General features: G+C 44.0%; 17 protein-coding genes. 9 read left to right on the top strand and 8 right to left on the bottom strand.

The window, feature by feature from the left end; genetic code table 11:
* Nucleotides 1-169: 169 nt before the first annotated feature.
* Entirely contained in the window at nt 170-1,330 is a 1,161-nt protein-coding gene (locus ACX0G7_RS08565) for an ATP-binding protein (protein ID WP_458923034.1), read from the bottom strand.
* A gap of 130 nt (nt 1,331-1,460) precedes the next feature.
* Here ACX0G7_RS08565 and ACX0G7_RS08560 point away from each other — a divergent pair, with 130 nt between their 5' ends.
* Nucleotides 1,461-2,474 (top strand): chemotaxis protein CheB, encoded by a 1,014-nt coding sequence (locus tag ACX0G7_RS08560; protein ID WP_458923033.1) that lies wholly within the window; start codon nt 1,461-1,463, stop codon nt 2,472-2,474.
* A 45-nt stretch (nt 2,475-2,519) separates the two neighbouring features.
* Here the strand turns inward: ACX0G7_RS08560 and ACX0G7_RS08555 are convergent, their stop codons facing one another.
* Nucleotides 2,520-2,888: a response regulator gene (locus ACX0G7_RS08555; RefSeq protein WP_458923032.1), complete on the bottom strand. Its 369-nt coding sequence runs from the start codon at nt 2,886-2,888 to the stop codon at nt 2,520-2,522.
* 43 nt (nt 2,889-2,931) lie between these two features.
* Nucleotides 2,932-6,939, bottom strand: a complete 4,008-nt coding sequence (locus ACX0G7_RS08550; RefSeq protein ID WP_458923031.1) for a chemotaxis protein CheB — start codon at nt 6,937-6,939, stop codon at nt 2,932-2,934.
* Between the two features lie 159 nt (nt 6,940-7,098).
* On the opposite strand from ACX0G7_RS08550, the gene ACX0G7_RS08545 reads away from it, so the two are divergent.
* From ACX0G7_RS08545 to ACX0G7_RS08535, 3 genes are all read left to right on the top strand, one after another.
* The gene (locus tag ACX0G7_RS08545; RefSeq protein WP_458923030.1) at nt 7,099-7,281 is read left to right on the top strand and encodes a hypothetical protein; all 183 of its coding nucleotides are present in this window, start codon (nt 7,099-7,101) and stop codon (nt 7,279-7,281) included.
* A 172-nt stretch (nt 7,282-7,453) separates the two neighbouring features.
* Nucleotides 7,454-7,744: a GNAT family N-acetyltransferase gene (locus ACX0G7_RS08540; protein WP_458923029.1), complete on the top strand. Its 291-nt coding sequence runs from the start codon at nt 7,454-7,456 to the stop codon at nt 7,742-7,744.
* Nucleotides 7,745-7,966: 222 nt separating this feature from the next.
* Entirely contained in the window at nt 7,967-10,345 is a 2,379-nt protein-coding gene (locus ACX0G7_RS08535; protein ID WP_458923028.1) for a TonB-dependent siderophore receptor, read from the top strand.
* Nucleotides 10,346-10,390: 45 nt separating this feature from the next.
* On the opposite strand, the gene ACX0G7_RS08530 is transcribed toward ACX0G7_RS08535, so the two are convergent.
* A complete protein-coding gene (locus ACX0G7_RS08530; protein WP_458923027.1) occupies nt 10,391-11,566 on the bottom strand; it encodes a Gfo/Idh/MocA family protein in 1,176 nt (391 codons plus the stop codon).
* A 280-nt stretch (nt 11,567-11,846) separates the two neighbouring features.
* Between ACX0G7_RS08530 and ACX0G7_RS08525 the strand changes: the two genes are divergently transcribed.
* On the top strand, nt 11,847-15,545 hold the full coding sequence (locus tag ACX0G7_RS08525) for a sensor histidine kinase (protein ID WP_458923026.1): 3,699 nt from the start codon (nt 11,847-11,849) through the stop codon (nt 15,543-15,545).
* A gap of 89 nt (nt 15,546-15,634) precedes the next feature.
* On the top strand, nt 15,635-16,999 hold the full coding sequence (locus ACX0G7_RS08520; protein ID WP_458923025.1) for a Gfo/Idh/MocA family protein: 1,365 nt from the start codon (nt 15,635-15,637) through the stop codon (nt 16,997-16,999).
* A gap of 16 nt (nt 17,000-17,015) precedes the next feature.
* On the opposite strand, the gene ACX0G7_RS08515 is transcribed toward ACX0G7_RS08520, so the two are convergent.
* Nucleotides 17,016-17,984 (bottom strand): SMP-30/gluconolactonase/LRE family protein, encoded by a 969-nt coding sequence (locus tag ACX0G7_RS08515; RefSeq protein ID WP_458923024.1) that lies wholly within the window; start codon nt 17,982-17,984, stop codon nt 17,016-17,018.
* A 236-nt stretch (nt 17,985-18,220) separates the two neighbouring features.
* Here ACX0G7_RS08515 and ACX0G7_RS08510 point away from each other — a divergent pair, with 236 nt between their 5' ends.
* Nucleotides 18,221-19,189, top strand: a complete 969-nt coding sequence (locus ACX0G7_RS08510) for a family 43 glycosylhydrolase (RefSeq protein ID WP_458923023.1) — start codon at nt 18,221-18,223, stop codon at nt 19,187-19,189.
* Nucleotides 19,190-19,210: 21 nt separating this feature from the next.
* Here the strand turns inward: ACX0G7_RS08510 and ACX0G7_RS08505 are convergent, their stop codons facing one another.
* Nucleotides 19,211-19,633 (bottom strand): response regulator, encoded by a 423-nt coding sequence (locus ACX0G7_RS08505; protein WP_458923022.1) that lies wholly within the window; start codon nt 19,631-19,633, stop codon nt 19,211-19,213.
* Between the two features lie 225 nt (nt 19,634-19,858).
* Nucleotides 19,859-20,107: a hypothetical protein gene (locus ACX0G7_RS08500; protein WP_458923021.1), complete on the bottom strand. Its 249-nt coding sequence runs from the start codon at nt 20,105-20,107 to the stop codon at nt 19,859-19,861.
* Nucleotides 20,108-20,361: 254 nt separating this feature from the next.
* Here ACX0G7_RS08500 and pta point away from each other — a divergent pair, with 254 nt between their 5' ends.
* Together pta and ACX0G7_RS08490 are read left to right on the top strand one after the other, a co-directional pair.
* Nucleotides 20,362-22,458, top strand: a complete 2,097-nt coding sequence (pta, locus tag ACX0G7_RS08495) for a phosphate acetyltransferase (RefSeq protein ID WP_458923020.1) — start codon at nt 20,362-20,364, stop codon at nt 22,456-22,458.
* A gap of 3 nt (nt 22,459-22,461) precedes the next feature.
* Nucleotides 22,462-23,655, top strand: a complete 1,194-nt coding sequence (locus ACX0G7_RS08490) for an acetate/propionate family kinase (RefSeq protein WP_458923019.1) — start codon at nt 22,462-22,464, stop codon at nt 23,653-23,655.
* 193 nt (nt 23,656-23,848) lie between these two features.
* On the opposite strand, the gene ACX0G7_RS08485 is transcribed toward ACX0G7_RS08490, so the two are convergent.
* The gene (locus ACX0G7_RS08485) at nt 23,849-24,121 is read right to left on the bottom strand and encodes a hypothetical protein (RefSeq protein ID WP_458923018.1); all 273 of its coding nucleotides are present in this window, start codon (nt 24,119-24,121) and stop codon (nt 23,849-23,851) included.
* Nucleotides 24,122-24,131: the final 10 nt, after the last annotated feature.

Here is a 24,131-nt window from a genome sequence, read left to right as displayed (position 1 = left end):
ATAACTTCGCAGGCATGTTGGGTCATGGGTGAGCTGGCCCTGATTATGAAAAACGCGGTTTGTGTGGTTTCAGTGAATACTGCGATCATTTCTATGGCTGGCACGATTATCCATCTCCGGAAACAATCTGGTTGCCCATTTTCAAACTTATGCAATTGAACGAAGGCAGTCAGTTACCAGTGGCGTCATTCGGGAAATAACACGAAAAAGAAGATCCAACATTCTCAGTGCTTTCAACTTTTATAAAGCCACCATGTGTTTCCATGATTTTTTGGCTGAAGGTTAGTCCAAGACCCGAACCGGGGAATTTCTTTTTTTCGTGAAGCTGTACGAACATGCCAAATATTTTGCTTTGATCTTCAGTTGATATTCCAATGCCATTATCAGTGAAGGTTATACACTGATAAAGATCTCCTTTAGAATCAGGTTCATGGGTTTTTGAATCCATACGAGCGTCGCGTGCGGCGATTGTTATTACCGGGGGTTTTCCTTCCTGCTGAAACTTGATACTGTTATCAATAAGATTCTGGAACAGGAGTTGGATCATATCGGGTATACCTGTCACTACAGGCAAAGCCGCCGCATTTATCGTGACACTTCTTTCAGATATTTTCCGGTGAAAATTCTGTTTTACTTTATTCAGGACATTGTTCAGATCTACCGGCACGCTTGGTTGTGTTGCAGCATTTATCTTAAACAGTTCAACGATGTCATCTATCAACCTGTTGACGCGGTTTAAAGAAACCTGCATCCGCCGGAGATTGGCTTTACTACTGTCAGCCAGTACACGACCTTCCGCTTTCATCAGCAGCTCAAGAGATGTATATATAAAATGTAAAGGTTCCTTGATGTTGTGAGTAGTGATTGAGGTAAAGCTTGTAAGTTCCTCGGACAACTTTTCAAGCTGCCTGTATTTTTCCGCCAGGGTGACATTCAGATCACGTAGCTGATTTTCGGCTTTTATACGATGCGCCACATCATGCATAATATTCATTACCCCGATAACCTTTCTTCCGTTTTCTTTCAGCGGAATAAAATGGTTCTCGTAATAATACCGGTGCAGTTTGGACCTGTCAGAAAGGACAAATGTTTTGTTCCCCAGAAATGCACCGTGAATGGCATGCATGATTTCCTTGTCTGATTTCAGGGAGCCAAAAACTTCCAGAAGATTTTTACCCAGTACATCTTGCCTGGATAATCCCGAAGCAATTTCTGAGGCCTGATTCCAGGCAATAATATCCCAGTTAAGATCAATGGCCATCACCCTGTCTATGCTGCAGTCTGTTAACATTTCTGCAAGCGACGCCTTATTATTGATACTACTTTGCATAATCCTGGCAAATGCGTTTTTTGAGAACGCTTTTACATCATGAAAGGGCAATCGCTTATCCTGATTGCGGTATAATTTTTATCCACTTTATTTTCAGTCATGTAATAATAACAAATTTTGCGAATTTCTTATGACTGAAAGTCCATTTATTGTCGTTGTTGGTGCTTCCGCCGGAGGGATGATACCGCTCGCTGAGTTGATGGGCCAGCTCGACCCGGAAATTAACGCTGCGGTGTTCGTGATCCTTCATCTCTCCGACACAGGCATCGGAACGTTCTTAAGGGACAAGATTCAAAGCTATTCAAGACTGCCTTGTCATATCGCTGCAAATGGCGTTCCGTTTCAAAATGGGCACATATATGTTGCCCGTCCTGATTATCACCTGATTGTAAAAGAGAACGTGATGCTCACAACTTCCGGGCCACCGGAAAGCCGCTGGCGCCCATCTATAGATATACTTTTTCGATCCGCTGCTGTGGCACATGGTGAAAGGGTAATCGGGATCATCCTTACCGGCCTGCTTGCCGATGGTACAGCAGGCATGCTCGCCATCGCGGGTTGCGGAGGTACAACGATAGTTCAGGACCCCGAAGAAGCACAGTTCCCGGACATGCCCCTGGCGGTATTGAATGCAATGGAAGTTAGTCACGTCTCCCGACTGGGAGGTATGGGAAAGATTGTTGGTGATATTGTATCAAAAAAATTAATCAAAGGCATCACTGTCCCGGAAGAACTTAAGAAGGAAGCAGGGATAGCTGAATTCGCCGCTTCCGGCGTCACTGAAACAATGCCTCCAGGCAAACACACGGTCTATTCTTGCCCGGATTGTGGCGGAAGATTATGGGAAAGAAAAGATAACGGACTGATAAGTTACCGTTGTTACACCGGCCACAAATATACTGAACCGGAACTGTATCGTCTGCAGAACAAAAAGCTGGAAACAGCCCTTTGGATATCTGTCAGAATGATGGAAGAGAAAACAAATCTTCTATTGAAACTTTCTGACCAGGAGAAGGTTAAAGGATTTTCTATACTTTCCGGAGATTATCTTAAACGGGCAGATGAATTTGCAGGCTACATTGAGACGATGAGGAACTTATTGTTCTCACTTCATGACAGTGCATCTTTCGATAGCCGCGGTTGAACATGAGTATACCCGGGAGATCAAAAGGGAAAACTTTTTCACAGTTTATACATAGTGTGCCACAAGATCCAGGACAGCTTTATTAGAAAAGGGTTTTTCGATAAAGTCGTCGGCGCCGGCAGCGATGGCCGGTTTCTGAACATGAGGTGAAGCTGAAAATATGATAACAGGAATCTGATTTGTGTTTGCACCTGCCTTGAGGTGCCTGCATAAATCCAATCCATCTACTCCTGATAACTGCCGGTCAATCAAAAAAATGTCCGGAATTTCAAAGTTGTCCTGGAGCAACGCGTTACCATTGGAATAGCAGATAACACGATACCCATTTCGTTTGAACACCATTTCAAGTGCATCCAGTATTGCCTGATCATCATCGGTGATGAGGACTGTCTTTTTCCCTTCGCTTAGTGACATAGTAGTGACATAATGGAGTCTATATAAAAATTTGAAGCGATGATCACAGTGGGACTGGCAGGCTAAAATAAAAGGTTGATCCTTTGCCCTGTTGGCTTTCTACCCATATTTCACCCCCATGTCTTCTTACTATGTCTGATGCAATAAACAGTCCAAGGCCCATGCCCGGTGAACTTGGGATAGCCTCACTATCCCTGAAAAAACGTTCGAATACTTTCCGTCGGGTAACCTCCGGCATTCCGATCCCTGAATCCCTGATGCTAACAAGGACCCGCCCGCCTTCAAGGCTGGTGCTGATATGAATAATGGGTGCTTCAGGCGAATATTTAACCGCATTGGATATGAGGTTCAATAATACCTGTTCAATACGGTTAACATCAGCCAGCACATCCGGGCAGGGTTGTAAATTCAATTCAAGCCGGTGTTTTTTCAAACCACGTTGTATTTCGGCCGCTGATTTCTCAATAAGTAAATTGATGTTGGTTTTTTCTCTTGAAAGTTGCATTTGGCCTTCATTGATCTTCGTCACATCAAGAAGATCAATCACGAGCCCGGTTAATCTTTCTACCTGTCCTGCCAGTCTTGGCGTGATCTCTTTTGCTGTCATTATATTTTCTTCTTCCAGCATTTCTGTCAACAGATCGGTATAAGAGCGGATGCTTGTTATCGGGGTCTTTAATTCATGACTGGCAATTGCAATGAATTCGTCTTTGTGGTGGTCCGATAATTTCCGGTCTGTAATGTCGAAACATACACCTGCAGCCTGCACTGCTTCGCCCTGTGAATTGTAGAAAGTTCTTCCAAAAACAGTCACCCACCGGGTAGTGTTCTTATTTATTACCCGCACCTCCACATTCATCTTTCCAGCTTTTTCAAGGCTCCTGAAGCTACTCTCCAATAGCCCGCGGTCCTCGTCCATAATATGTTTAAAACTCGCCTGCAAAGAAGCGTCCTCTGAGAGTTGCTCAAAACCCATTAACTGATCATAGCGGCGACTGCGACGAAAGAGACCTGACTGCAGGTCGAGATCCCAGATTCCCATCTGTGCGGCTTCCAGTGCAACGTTCAGGCTCTCCTGCAAAGACTTTAACGCAACTTCCTCTTTCTTTCTGCGGGTGATGTCTATAAAATTGATAACTGCCAGTTCTCTCCGACTGTCTGTATCAATGATCTTTTCGCTATTAACCGACAAATAAATGACCTGGTCTGTTGTAGTAATCATCACCTCTTTATCCTGGACCATTTCTTCCTTAAGAATTTCTTCGACATTAAACAACGTGGCAAAGTCCTGGTCACCTAAAATTTTTCGCGCAGCAGAGTTTGAGAACACCAACTGCTGTTTGTCATCGACTATGATGATGCCCGCAGGCATGTTGTTGAGGATCACATTAAGTCTCTGCTGTTCACCGGCCAACTTATCAATAAGATTCGCTTTGTCCTCTTCACTTACTTTTCTGGCAGTCACATCCTCTATTGCCAATAAGATCCGCATTTTATTATCGGCATCCCCGACCATACGCATGGCATTAAATAACAGGACCCTTTCACCCAGGTATGAAAAGTTACCCCTAACCTCGAAATTCTGAAAAGCAACGCCTTTATCTATAATCAGCTTTAGTTGCGATTTCAGCTCATGGGAATCGAACATCTTGTCACCAATTTCCCTGAGATTATATCCTTCCACACTATCTTTTACTATCTTGAATGTCGAGTAAAATGCTTTGTTCGCAGTTTTCACACGAAGATCCTTTGACAATACTATTAAGGGCTCCCTGATTGTTTCCACGATGCCCTGGATATAATCAACCGACTCTTTGAGCTCATCGTTTCTCAGTTGCAGTTCTTCATTGATTGTAATTAGTTCTTCGTTTGTACTCTGGAGCTCTTCTTTAGAGGTTTCGAGTTCTTCATTAATGCTTTGTAGTTCTTCATTTGTCGACAGTACTTCCTCATTGGCGGACTGAAGTTCTTCACGGGTTGACTCGAACTCCTCATTCATAGACTTCATATGACTGCGCGCAGATCTCAGCTCATTTTCAAGAAGGTTTATTCGTTTCTGTTTATCGTCGAAAGTTGCTACAGTAGGATGAATTGCTTCCGGCGGGTTCAACATGGACGCGGGAGTACTCTCGGTAAAAATGATGAGATAAAAGGAGCCTTCAGCGCTGAATTTCATCGGAATAACCTCCACGTCAACTTCGTGACTTTGCCCGCGTTCGTTGAGAACGATGCCCTCTTTTTTTACTTCGATCCCTTCTATTTTTGCTTTTTGAATCAATCCCCTTAACTCAAAGACTAGTTCATCTTTAACCATTTTTAAAAGGTGGAGGCTCGCTTTTCCCGAAGCTGGTTGTAGATATTTGTTTACAGGACCATTAAAGCGGATGATCTGTAAATCCTTGTTCACCAGGATACAGGCAGGAACATATTTGCTCAGCAGGATCTTGTCAGTCTCCTTCTCAATATCATAGTCAAGACGGCTTACCGGAATTTTTTCTGTGTTTTGTGTGTTCTCATTGGGTACTAACCGCTGTGGCCTGGAGAAAAAATTGAAATTAAGATGGGTATTGACTGATCTGTTTGTATAGATCTTATCTTCCTTATCTACAGTCTCAAAAAGTTCGGTTTCAGTTCCTACGCTTTCAGATTTTCCCAACACCAGGAATGAGGATGGTTTAAGTGCGTAATGAAAAGCCTGTAATATTTTTTTCTGGGCGGCCGGTGCAAGGTAAATCAACACGTTTTGACAACTGATCAGATCGATCTTTGAAAAAGGGGGATCTTTCAATAAGTTGTGGTTTGCGAATATGCAGATATCGCGGAGCGGCTTAATAATCTGGTACCTGCCATCTACATTCGTGAAATATGTTTGCACAAGGTTTGGAGGCAGGTTCTGCAGGGAAGCAGCAGCATAAATGCCGGATCGTGCTTTGTCAATGGCCACATCACTCAGGTCTGTTCCAAAGATCTGTATAGAAGTACCGATTGCGCTTTCGCCCAGGTACTCAAACAAGGCGATGGCCATTGAACCGGCTTCTTCTCCGCTTGCGCAAGCGGGTATCCAGATCCGGACGGTATCACTTGGCTTTCGATTCTTGAACAAGAGAGGAAAGATCCGCTTTTTCATCGTGTTCAGGACCGCCGGCTCCCGGTAAAAGCGGGTTACATTGATGAGTAAATCCCGGTACAGCAGTTCGGCCTCTGCACGGTTAGATCTCAGGAACCTGCTATATTCTTCCGGAGTGTTGAGCCGGTTGAGCGCCATGCGGCGCAGGAGCCGGCGTTCAATAGTTGTCTGTTTGTACTGAGAAAAATCAACCCCTGAAGTATTATATAATAATGACAGAATTTTTTTTAATTCTCTCTTATTCGTCTCGATTTTATCGAGACTCCCAAACTTCGTATAGTCGTGGGTTGCAAATGAAGCCAGTTCTTTTGCGATGGTCGCCGGTGACATAACGAAGTCAACGTAGCCGGACTCATATGCATTTCTTGCCATACCCTGGAACAGCGCGGAGTCATCCTGGGCAAAAGTAATTCCACCATTTGCTTTGATGGCCTGCACCCCGGCAGTCCCATCCGACCCGATTCCGGAAAGTATCACGGCTATTGCGGTATTCTGATAAACAGTGGCGAGCGTTTCCAGGAAGTGATCAATCACCGGTACCCGTTTGTCTCCCTTTGTCCGCCCGGTAAGCGAAAGATGTCCATCCACAATAACCATATATGTTGCCTGGGGAATAACATAGACATTATTGGGCTCGATCTTTATGCCATCCGTTACCTGGTGAACTTTCATAGAAGTTTTCTTTTCCAGCAATTCCGGCAATATACTCTTATGGTCAGGTGAAAGATGCTGTACAATAACGTAAGCCATGCCCAGATCAGGGGCAAGATTGGATAGCAGGTTCATGATGGCCTCAATACCTCCGGCCGAAGCACCAATCCCCACAACCGGAAATGGGGCTGGGGGATTTTTAGACTTTGAGGACTTTGCCGGCACCAAATCCGGGTTCCCTTGTTTCTTTGAATTCTCTTTTTTGGTTTTCACTTTACTCAATTTGGGTGCTGTTTGTTAAGCACCTGGCTCGCACAATAATGTAAGATTAAATCGGGATTTAAGCACAATAAATATAGGTTCATCTAATTATTACCGCCTGGCACCAGGTTTGTACTTTGTGAAGAAGACCATCAGTCTAAACATAAAGTTATGAATAAAGAAAAAACAACAATGAAAGCAGAACCATCAAATTCTTCTGCCCAGGGTGTTGATAAAGATCCTGAACAGGAAAAAGGTAAAGAGGAACAGGTGACTAATTATGATCTGAAGGCCAAGAAAGTTGATGCGGATCCTGAAGCGGAAAACAAAAAGCCGGATGCTGTAAAAAAATAGCATTTTGCTGATTAAAGAATGGAATACCCATTCTTTTTTCGATTGTTAACGGTTTAACGTTCTTTCTATTGATTGGCCAGCATTTGAGCAGCTCTATAGCTTATGACCGCCGGCCCGGGTCAGATCGCAAACTTTTTCCTCACGGTAATCGTTACATGTAAGATCAAATTGTATGGATAACAACATTCAGCACATTCAAAATGGTTCAGGGGGGTTCTTTTACTATATTCACGAGGGCGAACGGACAGGAGAGGTCCATTATCAGATGTTGGAAGAAGATAAGATGATTATTGACCATACCGGTGTCGACGAAGAAATGGAGGGAAATGGGATAGGCACCAACTTGCTGGAGGCACTGGTGGAATATGTCCGTGCAAAAAAAATAAAAGTAATTCCTAAATGTTCCTTCGCGCATTCTTCCTTCGAAAGAATCAAGGAATGGCAGGATGTATTGGACCGATAAGTCAAGCAGCCGGGTTTATTACTTCTCCCGGATGCTTGTGCTCATCCCGGTTTCCAGCCGTTCGATGACCAATAACGCGATTTTGCTGGTAATTGACTTTCAGGTCCTGCTGTGTAATGGTTTGCTCCGGACCGCTGAATATTCCGCATACAGTAAATGCTATTCCCGATTTCGATAACACCGAAGCATGAACTAAGCGTTTATTTGCAGAAAATATTCTAGATGAGGCGTTTATACATGTTTGTGCTCTTTCTTTTACTTACTCACACCGCAATTTCCCAGTCAGCCGTTCTAAAAGGCAGGGTGTCCACCACCGACGGCCAGCCTGCAGCTTACGTAAACATCGCGATCAAAACACAGGATAATAAAAATCTCCACAAAACGGCCGTTACCAATGAAAACGGCCAGTTTGTTATTAAAAACCTTTCAACCGGTGCTTTTACTGTCGTTTCCTCTCATTCCGGATTAAGCACAAAAGAAACGATCGTTGACTTAAAAGATGATCAGATTGTCAACCTGGAGATCAGGCTCGACGAGAATTCCGCACAATTAGATGAAGTTATCGTGAGGGGACAGAGAAGTCTCAACAAAAAACCCGTTACCATCGGCAAGGTTCCTATCTCTCCCATAGATCTGCCCCAGAGCGTAACCGTAATTTCATCTGTACTTATGGAAGATCAGCAGGTCCAGCGGTTGAGCGATGTCATGAAAAATGTAAATGGAGTATACCTGTCCACCACAAGAGCCTCTACCCAGGAAACTTTTGCAGCCAGGGGATATGGCCTGGGTGCTAATAATCTGTTTAAGAATGGATCCAGGGTAAACACCGGTGTAATGCCTGAAATGAGTTCCCTGGAGAGAGTCGAAGTTTTGAAGGGCAGTGCAGCGATCTTGTATGGTAATGTTGCGCCGGGCGGGGTTGTCAATATGGTTACCAAGAAGCCAAAGTTTAACTGGGGTGGAGAAGTAAGTATGCGTGCCGGCAGTTATGACTTGTTTAAACCGACAGTTGATTTATACGGTCCCATCAGTAAAAACATTGCTTTCAGGGTTAACGGAACCTATGAAAAAGCAAGCAGTTTCAGGGATAATGTTCATTCTGAAAGATATTATTTCAATCCCTCTTTTCTTTTTAAGCTTGGTAAAAAAACCGAGTTAACCGTTCAGGGCGATTATCTCAGGCATGATTTTACACCTGATTTTGGTATAGGCTCACTCGACAACACCAAAATACCTGATGTTCCAAGGTCCTCTTTTTTTGGCACACCATGGCAATACGCTAAATCAAAACAGGCAACTGCAGGGTTCAGTCTTAAACATTCTCTCAACACAAACTGGGACCTTACGGTCAACGGATCCTATCAGAATTACAGACGCGACTATTTTTCAACCGAAAGAATACAGGCTGCAGCGAATGGAGACTGGACGAGGCCTCTTGGCCGTCAGAACAATGAAGAAGATTATTTCATCGGGCAGGTGGATCTGACTGGTAAATTCAAAACAGGTAAGGTCCAGCATACCCTGCTTGCAGGTGCAGACGCTGAAAATTACCTCACAAAGGCTTATGCATACAATGTACCTGCTACCTATGACAAGATCAATATTCTTGATCCGGAAAAGTTTATACCACGAACTGATATTCCAACGGCAACGGCTACCCGCTTTACCGAAACACCTGTTGTAAGAACGGGCGTTTACGTACAGGATCTGATCAGTTTGTCTGATAAGTTTAAATTGCTGGCAGGTGTCAGATGGTCGTTCCAGGAAGCAAGCAGGATCGATACCACCTCTCTCATTACCAACAAGTCGAATAAAGGTGGAGCTGTTAAAAACGACCAGGCATTTACGCCAAGGGTAGGCCTGGTCTATAAGCCGCTGGAAACAACCTCACTGTTTGTAAGCTATGCCAATTCGTTTACGGTAAACAGCGGAACCGATGTTTATGGTGGTGCACTTGATCCATCAATTATCGACCAGTTCGAAGCGGGAATCAAAAATGATTTTTTCAATGGTTTGATTTCTGCCAACCTCACATTTTACAGGATCATCAATAATAACCTCGCTCAAACCGCACAGTTTGCAGCAGATGGAGTGACGCCAAATAACAATACTTCACTGAAAGAGCTTACCGGTGAAACCACCAGTGATGGATTTGAGCTGGATATAGTCGGTCAACCTGTAACAGGGTTAAGTGTTACCGCAGGTTATAGCTACAACTTTATGCGTTACACAGAAACGCCGGACGTAAAAGGAAACTATGTTGAAAAGGAACGTCTTGTTAATAATCCTGCACACACCGCCAACGCCAGTGCTTTTTATTCGTGGAGGGGATTTAAAGCGGGTGCTACGTTTAATTACATTGGAAAACGCGTCGGTGGCTGGAACAATACTATCGGCCAGGCACAGGGATACGATCGCCGCATTCCCGTAGATGCCTTTGCGACAGTAGACTTTACTGCCGGGTATGTTTACCGGAAAATTTCTTTGCTGGCTAAAGTTTCAAATATCACAAACACTTACAACTATTACGTTCACGAAAATTACAGTATCAATCCTATACCCCCAACACAATTTGTGGCAACTTTAGCCTACAAGTTCTGAGGGGAATAAAACGATACTCAGTTAATCAATTCAACATATGCTTCCTCAGGTTAAAGTAACCGGCCTTGCCTGTTTCTGAGCCTTTAGTGCAAGTTCAGTTGCGAGGAAACAATGAGCTTGTGTCATGGCAGTTTCTGTTCTGTTAAGGACATCGTTAACCAGGTCGGCACCGTAGGTGAGGGGTTCCTTACTGCTGTCAATGTACTGGGTTTCTTTCTGGTTGACTACGAACAGGTGACTGCCACCTTCACGGCCGGCGATATCTATATTTTTTCGAATCTCGATATAGCCCTCTGTGCCGAGTATAGTTAGTCGTCCATCACCCCAGGTCTTCAAACCGTCGGGAGTGAACCAGTCAACCCGGATATAACCCATACCCGCATTACCCTTTACCATCACATCACCAAAGTCTTCAAACAGAGGATATTGTTTATTGTTTATATTTCCCACCTGGGCACTTACGATCTCGGCCTGGGTGGATCCGGTGAAGTGCAAAAACTGGTCGAACTGGTGTGAGGCAATGTCTGTAATTATTCCACCAAAATATTTCTTATCGAAAAACCAGGAAGGTCTTGATTTTGGTGTCATCCGGTGCGGACCAAGACCTATAGTTTGGATCACTTTGCCAATTGACCCTGATTTTACGATCTGGCCGGCTTTGACGGTTGCCCGGTTTTCAAACCGTTCGCTATACATTATAGAATAAATGCGTCCCGTTTGTTTCTGAACTTTCCTGATCTCGGTTAGCTGATCAAGGGAGGTAATGCCTGGCTTATCTGCCATATAATCTTTCCCACTTTTCATTACCCTTATGCCAAGCGGTCCCCTTTCATCGGGAATAGCAGCACTTAGAACGAGGTGGATCGATTTATCTTCGAGTATTTCCTTTTCATCCCTGGCAAGTTTTGCATTTGGATACCGCTTCTGAAATGCATCAGCAAGATCTTTTTCTTTTGCAAAAAATGAAACAAGCTTACCACCACCGCGGGTCACTGCTTCGACCTGTGAATAGATATGACCGTGATTGATACCAATTACCGCAAAATTTATTTTATCCTGGAAGTTTTTGTTTGTGGAGATATATGGAACGTCATTTTCCGTTGTTAAAACCGTTTCTCCCGCCAGCAGCGCTTTCGGAACAGCGGAAAAAATGGTGAGACCGGCTGCGGACGCTACAGCATCAAGCAAAAATTTTCTCCTGTTACTTTGTGTTTTTTTCATATGTGAGCATGTTTGCATTTGTAATTTAGGGAATTTGAACCATCAAAATTCTTTGAACCTGGTAGTCAACTACAGGTGAAATGCTTCCATCTGCGAAACCGGGTCTGCAGCCTACTCAAGCGTCTGTGACCACCCCTGTTAAAAGCTTAATTTCAGACGTTGCTCATGTTGTTCTCTCAAGCGTTCACAACGAGAGAACAATTGTGAAACAGCGCCTGTCGCTAATACTATACATCGCTCCAAATGCTAAATCAGAATATTACTTAAATCAGAATATTACTTGAGAGAACCGGCAATCAGATTTTTATTGTCCCTGTCCATTGTAGTTTGTCATGGTGCCATGTTGATGGCGCAACAAATGCCCGTTGAGTGGCGGGTTACCAACTATGATGAAAGTAAAGGGCTGTCTAACAGGAAGATCACCCGTCTTCTTGAGGATCATGATGGCTATCTCTGGATCGGCACCCCGGACGGGCTGAATCGTTTTGATGGCTATTCTTTTAAATCTTACCGTAAGATCCCGGGTGATAGCACATCAATTGGCGGAAACTATATCTCATGTCTTGCAGAAGATAAAGATCACAACATTTGGATTGCCTTCTTAACCGGTGGCATAAGTTGCTACGAGAAGAAAACCGGCCTGTTCAGAAATTATCCGCCCAATAATCTGAGAGGTTCACTGCCAGCAAGTGAAATATCCACGATCTATGCCGATCGCGACAATGAGATCTGGCTCGGCGTAACACAGAACGGTTTATATCATCTTAATCAGGCAACCGGCACATTTTCTCAATTCTCTATCAGTCGGTTTGATGACCCTTTTTATACACCGCAGCTTCGGAAAATTTACAATTCGGTTTATGATATAAAAGAAGATGATGCCGGCATTTTCTGGTTGGCTACGCACGATGGGCTTTACAGCTTTAATAAAAAGTCCAGGGTCTTTACTCCCTTTCGTATGCGTCCGTTACAGGTTGGTATGCTCAGGAATGATCTGTTTAATTCAATCGTACCAGACAGTACCGGTTTCTGGCTTGGTAGCTGGGCTGGCGGCATATCTCATTTTGATACCCGCAGCAAATCCTGGCAAACGTTTAAATACGATACCGCAAACAGCAAGAAAGAAACGGCGAATATTGTGAGTGATCTTGTCCGGAATGCGCGTGGTGATCTTTGGGTCACAAGCATGGATAAGGGGTTTGGGATATTCAGCGTCGCGATCAAACAGTTCCTGTTTTTTGGTGACCAGGATGGCTTTCATGCAAACATACCTTCCAAAATATGCTATAGCGTCATTGAGGATAGGGAAAAGAATATCTGGATCTCACATATAGGCGGGCTCACAAAAATTGAGCAACGCAAGAGACTGTTCCCGTTCAGGAAATTACCGGTTAAACATTCGGACAATGGTGAATACTACGAGGTGCGGACCATTGTACATGATCGTGATAGCAACCTGACTTACATAGGAACAGCAAATGCGGACGGCCTGTATATTATTGACGCGAAACGAAAGGATACGACCAGGCTGGCATTTGCTGTAAAAAATGGCGAAGAGCAGTTATTCGTGGTTAGTGATATTTTGCAGGATAAAAAAGGGAGGGTATGGGTGTTGACCCGCGATTATTTTTATGAGTTGAATAGGGACAGAAAGAAGTTGATGCCGGTGGCCCTGGTCAGGACGGATAACAGTGAGCGATCAAATAACCTTGGTCGATTGATGGAGGACTCCCGTGGTCATATCTGGATAACATCCTATGTAAACGGAGTGTACGAGCTTAACCCGGATTCGAAAAAAGTAAATCATTATGCCCATGATCCCGCTGACCAGCAATCTATCGGCTCCGATGTTATACGCACGGTGGCAGAAGATGTGAAGGGAAATATCTGGTTTGGCGGCATCCGGGGTTGTCTCTCGGTCTTTGATACTGCCAGCGCAAGGTTCACCAATCTCTTGCCGGTGTATAACAGGCACGACTTGCTTGCGAGCAACCGTGTATGGTCATTAACAGCTGACAGGCGTGGTAATATGTGGGTAGCAACAGATGTTGGTCTTTACCAGTTTGACTGCAAAGGCTACAGCCCATCGATTGTTAAGTTATACACTGCTGCCGACGGCTTGCAGGCCGACCTGGCGACTGCATTGCAGGTAGATGAGACGGATAATGTCTGGGCAATAACACCCGTTTGCCTGTCTATGATAAATCCGCTGGACCGGACGGTCACCAGCTTCAATGCCCAGGACGGGCTCATCAAAGAAGATATTGGTATCAGGCTCATCCTGGCGCCCGGTAATAAAATGTATATGACTTCTGTAGGGGGCTATTATGTTTTTGATCCGGCTATTACAAAATCCAGCCGCAGTCAACCTGAGGTGTTCATTAACTCTTTTAAAATCTTTGATAAGGAAAGAAATTTTCAGCGCGAGTTATCGAATCGAAATGAGATAAGGCTAAGATCATACGAAAACTTTTTTTCATTCGAATTTGTTGCCATTGACTTCAACCGGCCAGAGCGACAGCTGTATGCATATATGCTTGAAGGATTTGATAAAGATTGGATTTATTCCGGCACAAGACGATATGCCAGTTATACAAACTTACCTGGCGGAGAGTATAAGTTTAAGGTGAGGGCCAGTATCGGCGCCGGCAGATGGGGGAAGATAACAGTCATCCCTATGCGAATCAATCAACCATTTCAAAAGACCTGGTGGTTCATATCTTCGGGTATATTGCTGACACTGCTGGTTCTTTTCCTGTTTATCAGGAACAGGAACAGGAAGATAAGGGAGGAAAGGTCTGAGGTGGAGATACAAACTGCAATCAATTATTTCGCTTCCAGTCTCTATGAACAACAAACGGTTGATACGATCTTAAAAGACGTTGCCCGCAATTGTATATCCAGGTTACATTTTGAGGATTGTGTTATCTACCTGCTGGATAACCAACAACAAATGCTTGTACCCAAAGCAGTATACGGTTACAATAATCCCAGACGGAACATCCTGGAAAATGCTAAACCTATTCCTCTCGGTAAAGGGATTGTGGGCAGTGTTGCGAAAAGCGGTGTGGCTGAGTTGATAGGAGATACCTCTGTTGACGCACGCTATATCATTGGCGAGAAACAGCATTTTTCTGAAATAACAGTGCCTATGATTTCAGACGGTAAGGTGCTTGGTATTATCGATTGCGAGCATTCCGCAAAACAGTTCTTTACCGAAAGACATTTGTCTATCCTTACCACGATAGCCTCCTTGTGTGCCAATAAAATTGTACGTGCAATGGCGCAGGAAGAAAAAGAGCAGGCCCGGGAAATGTTGCTGACAACACAGCAACGTATGGCCGACGCAGAAATGCAGGCACTGCGCGCGCAGATGAACCCACATTTTATATTCAATTGTCTGAATTCAATAAATCGTTATATAGTCAAGAGCGACCAGGCAACAGCATCTCTTTACCTGACGCGGTTTGCCAAATTGATCAGGCTTATCCTGGATAATTCCAACAGTAAAAATGTCATTCTATCGAATGAGCTTGAGGCCCTGAAACTATACATAGAAATGGAGGCGTTACGTTTTGATAAAAAATTTGACTATCTCATAAACATTTCGCCGGATGTGAATGCCGACAGTATCGAAGTACCACCGCTGATCATTCAGCCTTATGTGGAAAACGCTATCTGGCACGGTTTGCTGCATAAGGAGCGCGCAGGTCGTTTAAGCATTGAGGTTAGTATGAGCAGCGAGAAAATGCTTCAATGTGTTATTGAAGACAACGGAATCGGTCGTGCACATGCCCGCGAACTAAAAAGTAAATCTGCAACAACCCGGAAATCTTTGGGTATAAAACTGACTGAAGACCGGATTTCCCTCGTAAACAGGCACATGACGATGAGTGCAAGCGTCGACATCCTGGATATCACCCTGCCTGACGGCCAGCCTGCAGGAACTAAAGTTATTATCAAGATACCGGTGATGTAAAAATGGTATATTTCTTAAATTAACTAACTTGGTCCGATCGCCGGGTTTGACCGGCACTTCATTTTTTCACAAACCAAATAACGAGTTGCATGTATACATATGACCTTAACAGGAGACGGTTCATTAAAGGAGCAACCGCTTCCCTTGCCCTTGCCGGCCTGAATGCGAGCGGTATGAATGTTTTCAAAGCTGATAAGCAGTATAATGTTGGATTAATTGGTACTGGTTGGTATGGAAAAAGCGATTTATTCAGACTGATCCAGGTGTCACCTGTAAACGTTGTTGCTCTTTGCGATCCTGACAAAAACCTGCTGGCGGAAGCCGGAAAGATGGTAAGTCAGCGTCAGAAATCCGGCAAGGTTCCAGCGTTGTATGGCGATTACCGGAAAATGCTGGCGGAAAATAAGCTGGATATTGTATTGATAGGATCGCCTGACCATTGGCATGCACTCCAGGCAATTGAAGCAGTGAAATCAGGGGCCCATGTGTACGTACAAAAACCCATAAGTGTTGATGTGCTCGAAGGTGAGGCTATGGTTGCTGCCGCGCGTAAATATAACAAGGTGGTGCAGGTGGGTACTCAGAGGAAAAGTACACCGCACCTCATAAATGCCAAGAAGAAAATTGTTGAAGCAGGATTGCTTGGGAAAATCTCACATGTGGAGATGTGCTGTTACTTTCATATGCGCAATAATGGAAATCCGGCAGTACAGCCGGTTCCGGCCTTTTTTGATTACGAGATGTGGACCGGGCCTGCACCCTTGCGGCCGTTTGACGGTTTGCCGCACGTAAGATGGTGGAGAACTTTCAGGGAATATGGAAACGGGATCACCGGTGATATGTGTGTGCACATGCTCGATACCGTCAGGTGGATGCTGAAACTCGGTTGGCCAAAGAAAATAAGTTCAACCGGCGGAATCTATGTGCAGAAGGAGGGTAAATCAAATATCTCGGACACGCAATCTGCTTTGTTCGAATATGATGATCTTAATTGTATCTGGCAACACCGGAGCTGGGGAACCCCTGCCGACCCTGCTTATCCCTGGTCATTTAAGATCTATGGTGATAAGGGTACTTTATCCGGCAGTACCATGCAATATGATTTCGTTCCGCAGGGCAAGGGAGATAAAATCCACGAGGATGTCGTTTATGAAAAAGAGAAATATCCCGAGGATCTCAATGAACCACAGATCGAATTAAATGCCGCACCTGCAACCCGCCTGCATATGCTGGACTTCATTAATGCCATTGAAAAAAATACAAAGCCCGTTGCGGATATCGAGGAAGGTCATATCAGCACTGCGAGTTGTATACTAGCTAACTTGTCAATGGAACTGGGCCGGCCGCTTGTTTATGATCCGAAAACAAAAACAATAAAAGGTGACGAACAGGCAACGGCGATGCTCAGGCGAAAATATCGTGCCCCCTGGAAACATCCATTTGAAGGAGCATAAGTATGTGAGAGCCGGTTCAATAGCCCTTAACCTTCATTTTTAAGGTAAACACGGATTCAGACGCAGTGATAAAAAGCACGTCCCTGTCTTTGCCTGAGAAACAGATATTGGCTGTCCAGTTTGCCGGTACAGGGATCTCAGCGATCTTTGTGCCGGCAGTATTATAAACAGTCACTCCCTTTCCTGTCAGGTAGAGATTGCCATTCTGATCTATGGTCATGCCATCGGAACCCTGGGAAACAAATAGCTGTTTAGGGGAAAGTTTTCCATCCGCCTGTATCTCGTACCGGTAAGTTTTGCCGGCCCCTATGTCGGCAACAAACAGATATTTACCGTCGGCGGTACCTACGATACCGTTTGGCCTGTTGAACGTTGTGTCGAGTGGTAAAACCTTGCCGCTTTTACGGTTATAATAAAAAAGATATTGTCCCGGTTGCTCCTGGGCGGTATGTTTCCAGTAATCTCTTTTATAAAATGGATCAGTGAAATATATATCTCCATTAGGATGTATCCAAAGATCGTTCGGGCCGTTCAATCGTTTACCATCAAAATCTTTGACAAGGACTTTGGTCTTTTTTGATTTGGAAATCTGCCACAGTTCATTGTTTTCGTCAGCACAGGAGATAATGTTTCCTTTTCGGTCAATATACAATCCATTGGATCTGCCGGCCCCTGACAGGAAGAGGGTCAGCTTGCCTTTTGAATCATATTTCCAGATGTTGTTATTTGGTTGATCAGTAAAATAAACATCACCATTTTTATCTGCTGCCGGACCTTCTGTGAATTTAAACTGGTCACTGATCTTGTGAAGCCGGGCACCGGGGGCAATTATGGGGCTGGTATCCTGGATCAATTCGACATAATTCAAAGTCTTATCAGATTTGTGAATGGTGAATTTGCCTGGTACCGGCTGTGAGAGCGGTTCAGTGGCTGAAAAAAAACTTACTAAAATGAGGATCGTGGATATGGCAAGGATGTTTGTCATGAAATCAAATTATACTATTCGTAAACTAAGATAAGCCTTGAATCGGTATTGGGATCTTCAAATTTCTCCCTTGTCGTAAACACAGTTCACCGATAAGAAACTAAAACCGGAACGGCTGAATTACCGGTAAATTTCAAAAAAGTTAAAAACGGCTAATTTCACTGATATCTAAGCGGGATGAACGAAAATCATGTATTTTGAACCCATATAGCCATTCAACTTTAATCAATACACCGGTGAAAAAACTTTTTTTTAGTACTTTTTTGCTCACGCAATTTATGATCGATACCAGTGCGCAGGCAAGTAATGATACAACCAATGCTCCGATGTCCGTGCTTACAGGATTGTATGCGGATCCCCACATTGCCGTATTTGGTAAAAAGTATTATATCTATCCTACAACAGATGGCAGCCCGGGATGGAACTCGATTTCGTTCTCTGCCTGGTCGTCCAACGATTTACAATACTGGACAAATGAAGGAGAGGTCATGAACGTTGGCCGGGATCTAAGCTGGGCGACTACAAAAGCATGGGCTCCGTCGATAGTCTTCAAAAATGGTAAATATTATTTTTACTTTTCGGCAGATGGCAACATAGGGGTCGCTACCGGCGATCAACCTAAGGGGCCATTCAAAGATGCTCTTGGAAAACCGCTGGTGGCCAAAGGTGCATATCCTGGTCAGATGATTGATCCGATGGTGTTTACGGACGATGATGGTGCTTCCTATTTATATTTCGGTCAGGGAAATTGCCATGCCGTGAAGTTAAATGATGATATGGTTTCCTTTGACCCGGCTGGCGTTAAGTCATTCCGACCGATTGCTTATAACGAAGCACCGTTTATGTTAAAAAGAAATGGTAAGTATTACCTGATGTGGTCTGAAAATGATACCCGCGATCCAAGATATTGTGTATCGTATGCAACTGCTGATTCGCCGCTCGGGCCTTTCACAAAAGCGGAAGGTGGGCCTATACTCAAAGCGAAAGGAGTTGTGAAGGCTGCCGGTCATCACTCAGTTTTACAAATCCCCGGAAAAGATGAATGGTATATCGTTTATCATCGGTTCAAAATCCCTGGTGGAAACGGTTTCAACAGGGAAACATGTATATCGCCCTTGCATTTTGATGCTGAAGGAAAGATCCTCCCTGTAAACGTTTTTGAAAAAGTCAAGGCGGTCAGGATTAAAGGGTCAATTCTGAAATGAGTTATCGTTTTCGGGATGTAGTTATTCCGAGTTGGGATGTTTACAGACTCTCCAGTACCGGATAATCTGGTCAAGCAGGGCGGTAAGCTCTGTAACACTGTTCGGTTTAACGAAATATCCCTGGACCATCATCTCGTAGGCTGCCGTTACTGTGTTTTTATCGCTGCTTGTCGTCAGGAAAATAAAAGGAATACTTTTGTTCCGTAGATAGGTATTCTCGTGGATCTTTCTTTTAAATGCTATTCCGGTAATTCCGGGCAGATTAATATCGCAGATAATAAGAAAAGGCTTTTTTTCGGTTGCTTCAAGAAATTGATAAGCGTCTTCAGCTGCCTGAAAATATATCACCTCATTCTCAATAGCAAGGCCCTGAAGTGTGCTTGCATAAAACTCCTGGTCATCTACATCATCTTCGATGATCACAATCGGTCCTTTAAGACTCATCTGTTCAATTTAAGATATAAAAGTTGGTTTGCCCGCCTTCGTCCTGGATTTAGCGGGAGGGTAACGAGGGCATAAATTACAACTTATTCCCTTAAACAAGCCTGATTTGACCTGGTGGGTGAGAATGAAAGTCAAAAAAATGCCGGAAGATCTTGCATGATTTGCAAGGCCATCCGGCGGATCCTGTCTATTGTTAAGATGGTGATTATCGGTTACGGGTCTGATTTAGTTATGACTGACGCCAAGCGATTTATTTGCCGACCGTAGGCCTGACACTGCCCTTAAAATCAATACAGCGCCGCTACCAATTTTTATCCATTTACTCAGTGAGGAGCTTTTCTTATCCATCATGGCCAAACCAATAATGGCAGCTCCACTGATCGCAGATACAATTCTTCCTGTGTTTGATGATGTTGCGTTTACGGAAGTCAACAAGTCTTTCGGAGAGGTCAGTAAATCATTGATTACGCTCATATACTTAATTTTAAAATTTTCGAATGGTATTTCAATTCTGTTTATACAATATCTGTGCAGGATAATTTCAATTGTCAATCGACTTTTAAGCCGCGATTTTCTATGGTAATGAGGAATTCCGGTATGATATTGTGGAAATTTCGAGGGTGCCCATAGAAATTTACGAAAGGCACAATATTTGATTTGCGGCCGGGTTCTGAAGTTCGTTGCCTGGGGACTGCTAACTTCGCTCCCTGGCCGTATAAAATTCAATTATGACTAAAAATATTTTTATTGCTTCCGTTGAACCGTTCACGGGGAAGTCGGTCATCGCTTTAGGTTTAATCAACATGATCCTGGGCAAGACAAAAAAGGTTGGTTATTTCAAACCAATAATTGCCGGCGACAATCATAAAAAAAGAGAACTGCATATCGATACGATCTTAACTCATTTTTCTCTGCCCATTCCTTATGAAGATACATTCGCATTCAGCAGGCGCCAGATGATCGAACAGACAGAGGGTGATGGCAGCAGGGATATGATGAGTATAATCATTGACAAGTACAAAAAACTTGAGGATAATTATGACTTTACCGTGATTGAAGGAAGTGATTTCCTCGGTGAGGGAATCGCATTCGAGTTTGAATCAAATATTGCTGTTGCAAAGAATTTAGGAGCACCGGTATTGCTTGTTGTTACCGGTGAGAACAAGTCAACGGGCCAGATCATCAGTTCCGCATCAAATGCACTGCACAACTTTGAGTCCAGAGATGTAAAGGTAATTGGCATTATTTGCAACCGGGTGAACACTGATCAGAAAGATGAAGTGGAACAGATATTAAAACTTCAGTTGAAAAAAGAACTACTGACTGCTGTTATACCCTGGGATAAGCGGCTTCAAAGCCCCACTATGCATGAGATCTGCGATACACTGAATGCAAAGGTCCTCTTTGGAGAGCATCTGCTTACCAACCAGGTCGATCACTTCGTTACAGGTGCCATGATGTTACCTGGATTTCTGAATCATATCCGTGAGAATTGCCTAATTGTAACGCCGGGTGATCGTGGAGACATTATACTCGGTGCCCTGCAGGCAAATCTTTCCACCAATTATCCGAAAGTGGCTGGTATCGTTTTAACAGCTGCTATGGAGCCCGAAGATTCAGTGATCAGGCTGATTGAAGGTCTTGAAACTGTTATTCCCATCATCGCAGTAAAAAAAGGGACATTTGAAACAACCCGGACTATCGGTTCCATACATTCGAGGATAGGCGCCGATAACAAACAGAAGATAGAGCTTGCCATCGATACTTTTGAAAAACATATTGACATGGCTGCGCTTGAAAATAAAATCATCACCTTCAGGCAGGAAGGAATAACACCGCACATGTTCCAGTATCAACTGGTGAAATGGGCAAAGCGACAGAAAAAACATATTGTACTTCCTGAAGGCAACGAAGAAAGGATATTAAAAGCTGCCGCAAAACTGATTGCACAGGATATTGTGGACCTGACTTTGCTCGGCGACCCTGCTGAGATTGCCACCAGTGTCAAGAAGTTGGGTCTCAACCTTGACCTGGGAGCCATCCGGATAATTAATCCTGTTAACTCCGGCTACTATACTGAATATTATGAAACCTTATTTGAGCTTCGCAAAAACAAAAATGTGAACCTCGAGATGGCCAGGGATATGATGACCGATGTTTCCTATTTCGGCACGATGATGGTTCATAAAGGACATGCAGATGGTATGGTTTCCGGGGCTGTTCACACTACCCAGCATACTATCCGGCCGGCACTTCAGTTCATAAAAACGAAACCCGGAATTTCTATCGTTTCTTCCATATTTTTTATGTGTCTGCCGGAACGAGTGGCGATCTTCGGCGACTGTGCAGTGAATCCTGATCCAACGGCACAGGAACTCGCTGAAATTGCAATATCATCTGCTGAAAGTAGTGCTAAGTTCGGCATCGAACCAAAAATTGCAATGCTTTCATACAGTAGCGGAACCTCCGGAGAAGGGGAGGACGTGGAGAAAGTGAGGGTTGCAACCCAGTTGGTAAAACAGAAAAGACCGGACCTGAAAGTGGAGGGCCCGATTCAATATGACGCCGCTGTAGATCCCATAGTGGGCAACCAGAAATTACCTGGCTCACCGGTTGCCGGTAAAGCATCCGTATTGATCTTTCCCGATCTTAATACCGGCAACAATACCTACAAAGCCGTACAACGCGAGACAGGAGCGCTTGCCATCGGGCCGATGTTACAGGGTTTGAATAAACCTATAAATGATCTGAGCCGTGGATGTACCGTTGAAGATATTTTCAACACAGTTATAATCACAGCCATACAGGCACAGGATAATTTTTGAGGAATGAATAGAATCTTTGTAATAAACGCCGGGAGTAGTTCGATAAAATACCAGTTGTTCAATATGCCGGATCCTGAACCGGTTTGTATAGGCCAGGTTGAAAAAATTGGTGGTGAGGCTGAAATAAGTCACCGGATAAATGTCTCACCCGCTATCATAATCAACAAGTCGATAATGATCTCAAATCACCGGGAGGCCATGGAGCAGATCCTGGCTTTACTCATGGATGATGAAAGCGGTGTAATAAGCGCTCCCGGCGATATCGGAATGGTTGGTCATCGCATTGTGCATGGAGGAGAAGATTTTATGGAAGCGACAGTAATCAATGAGGCAGCCAAAGAACGGATCAGGTCGCTGTTTTCCCTTGCGCCCCTGCATAACCCGGTAAATTATGCGTGCCTTGAAATTGCAGAACAGTTTTTTGACCAGGCAAAACATGTCGCCATCTTTGATACCGCATTCCATCAGACGATGCCTCCGCATGCATACCGTTATGCCATACCCGAAAAGTATTATCGCGAAGATGCTATCAGGGTCTACGGTTTTCATGGCACCAGCCATAAATATATCTGCCGCAGAGCAGCTGATTTCCTTGGTGAAGCGCCGGGAAAAATAATTTCCATTCATCTTGGAAATGGATGTAGCATCACTGCAGTAAAAAATGGTAAATCGATTGATACCAGTATGGGTTTTGGTCCGCTTGCCGGTCTTGTAATGGGAACGAGATCCGGAGACATCGATCCTTCAGTAATCTTTTATCTCGGTGATCAGGGCATGAGCATTAACGAGGTGAGGGAATTGTTAAACAGAAATGCTGGCCTTGCCGGACTGGCCGGTTCAAATGATATGCGGAACATTCGAAAAAAGATACAGGCGGGTGATGAAAATGCTGCACTTGTTGTTAGTATATATGTTTACAGGATAAAAAAGTATATCGGCGCTTATGTCGCAGCAATGAATGGGGTTGACGCCATATTATTTACAGCCGGGGTGGGAGAGAATGATGTTGAAATGCGCCGGCAAATTTGCAGTGAAATGGATTTTTTGGGTATTCGACTGGATGAAAAAGCAAATGCGGCTGTCGGTTCCGGAGTCAGAACGATTCAACAGCCGGATTCACGGGTAAAGATTTTGGTTGTACCTACCAATGAAGAGCTTGAAATTGCATTGCAATGTTATCAACTTAAGAATGGTTAACGAACCATCCTGAATTTGTGGATGGTGAATGAACGATCCTTAATTTGTGAATTATCAATGAACGATCCTGAATTTATGAATGGTCAATTATCTATCCTGAATTCATGAATGGTCACGAGCGATCCTGAATTTCTCCCGTAACAACTGCAAACCTGGAGATGCAATCTCCAGGCCTGGCTTGATCACCATCATATTATTTGATGTTAATTGTTTTGACGATCATATCACTGATTGCCTCTTCGAGAGCAACGGGTAATGTTGATGACTCATCATCCAGGGCGTGTAACCGGACGAGATCAGGATACCATGCGTACATATGTCCGCCATCTCCATTTACTTCTACAAAAAACCTTTGATCGTCGTTAAATTTTTCAGGCGTTATTTTCACGAGATATGGAACTTTATCAACTACCAGGTTAACCGTCCTGGTGTTATTGTTTTGAAGTGATTCATTGATTTGTGCCATGATATAAAAA

The organism is Flavitalea antarctica (assembly GCF_054461535.1).
The sequence above is the reverse complement of the archived record's forward strand: the minus strand, read 5'-3'. Positions and strand labels throughout refer to the sequence as shown.